The 1,604-nt window shown below is 71.4% G+C and carries 1 protein-coding gene and 1 pseudogene; both read right to left on the bottom strand.

The genetic code is table 11. The features are described 5' to 3' along the window. Positions 1 to 216: hypothetical protein (locus BKN37_RS29450; RefSeq protein WP_165618418.1), on the bottom strand; the 216-nt coding region annotated here is incomplete at its 3' end. Between the two features lie 2 nt (positions 217 to 218). Then, positions 219 to 1,604: pseudogene (locus tag BKN37_RS27090) on the bottom strand (tubulin-like doman-containing protein); the annotation flags it as partial.

Raw genomic sequence — 1,604 nt, 5'->3', positions numbered from 1 at the left:
GGTCAGCACCTGCTGCAGCACCACCGCCGACGCGCGCCCGTCGGCGACCAGGGTCGCCGGCACCGAGGTCTTCCCGACGTCGGCGGCGTCGACCCACACGAACGGGGCGACCAGCCCGACCGCGGCGTAGTCAATGAGCAGCGCGCCGATGTCGTCGGCCTCCCCGCGGGGGGCCAAGACGACGGTCAGCGCGGCGGGACCGGGGCGCTCGGTCATCGTCAGAACGTCCCCCCTTCCGGGATCACGATCTCTTCCGAACCCGCGGCGGGCAGGTCGCCCACCATCGAACCCTGCTGCGCCGCGGGCTGTTTGATCTGCTCCTCGGCCTCGCGGACCAGCGCGATGAGCTGCCCGGTGGCCCAGTACACGTCGGGGGCGAGGTCACGGAAGATCGGTGTCTTGCCGGCCTTGGCGCGGGTCGCGATCGTGGTGTAGTGCCCGTTTTCGGCCGCGCCGGGACTGCCGGCCGGCAGATACTGGGCGGCCAGGTCGCGCACCGTGGTCAACCAGCGGACCGTCGCCTCGGCCCGCTCGGCGGGGGTGGTCGCCGCGGCGACCTCGGGCACCCGGGACACCAGTTGCCCGGTGCCGCCGCGCAGAAACTCGACCAGCCGGCCGGCCGCGGACAGTTGCACGATCCCGCTGGCCGGGTCCTGCGAGTTCGCGTCGTAGAGCTCCCGCAGCACCCGGTAGGGCCGCAGCGAACGCATCACCGGCGGCTCCTGCGACTGCGCGATCGCCAGCAGGATGGCCTCCAGCACCGCCGGCAACCAGTCGTAGGACGCGGTGAACTGCGACGGCGGGGTCAGCAGCGGGTTCGGGAAGTCCAGCCACTGCTGGTTGTCGCCGTCGTAGATCCGCACCGGCTCGCTGTACGGCGACGCGGGGATCTGGATGCGCCCGGTCACCTGGCCCAGGAACCAGCCGGCGGTCATCGCGCGGCGCTCGGCGTCGCCCATCGGCAGCGACGCCTGCAGCGGCCGGGTACGCCGCAGCCGCCAGAACGCGGTGCGGCCGGGGCCGGCGGTCGACGTCCACTGCTGGGCGGCGGGTTTGAGCACCGAGTCGAACGCCAACGGCGAATAGTTCGGGTACGACCCGAAAATGTCGACGCGGGTGACGGAGTCCTCGTCGGACAACGACCGGGAGAAGTTGTCCTTGGTGGCCTGATCGATGCGGGGGTTGGCGCGCAACACCTCGGCCAGCGCGTCGGCGACCGGTTGACCCAAAAACGGCACGTCGGAGAATTTGTACCGGTACTCCAGTTGCTGGCCCGGATGCACCACCTGTAGCGACTGGTCGTTGACACTGGCCAGCGGCCGGGCCAACGACAGCGCCTCGTTGAACTTGGTGACGATGTCGCGGCGCCGCGCCGCCAGCTCGGATTCCGCGGCACCGGCGCCGGCGATGAAATCGCGCAGCGACACCTTGCAGAACTCGGAGAACGCCTCGCCGGGACGCGCCACGTACAGCCGGGCCCGGTCCAGCAGCTCGGCGGGCCGGGGGTGGATGTCGTAGCGGGCCAGTGACGGCACCAGCGAGTTCTGCGTGTCCGGGTCGACGCCGAACGCCCGGGTCACCCAGTTCGCGGTGCGCTCCAGCAG

The organism is Mycobacterium talmoniae (assembly GCF_001854525.1).
Classification (GTDB): Bacteria; Actinomycetota; Actinomycetes; order Mycobacteriales; family Mycobacteriaceae; genus Mycobacterium; species Mycobacterium talmoniae.
This window is presented reverse-complemented; position numbering and strand designations above follow the sequence as displayed.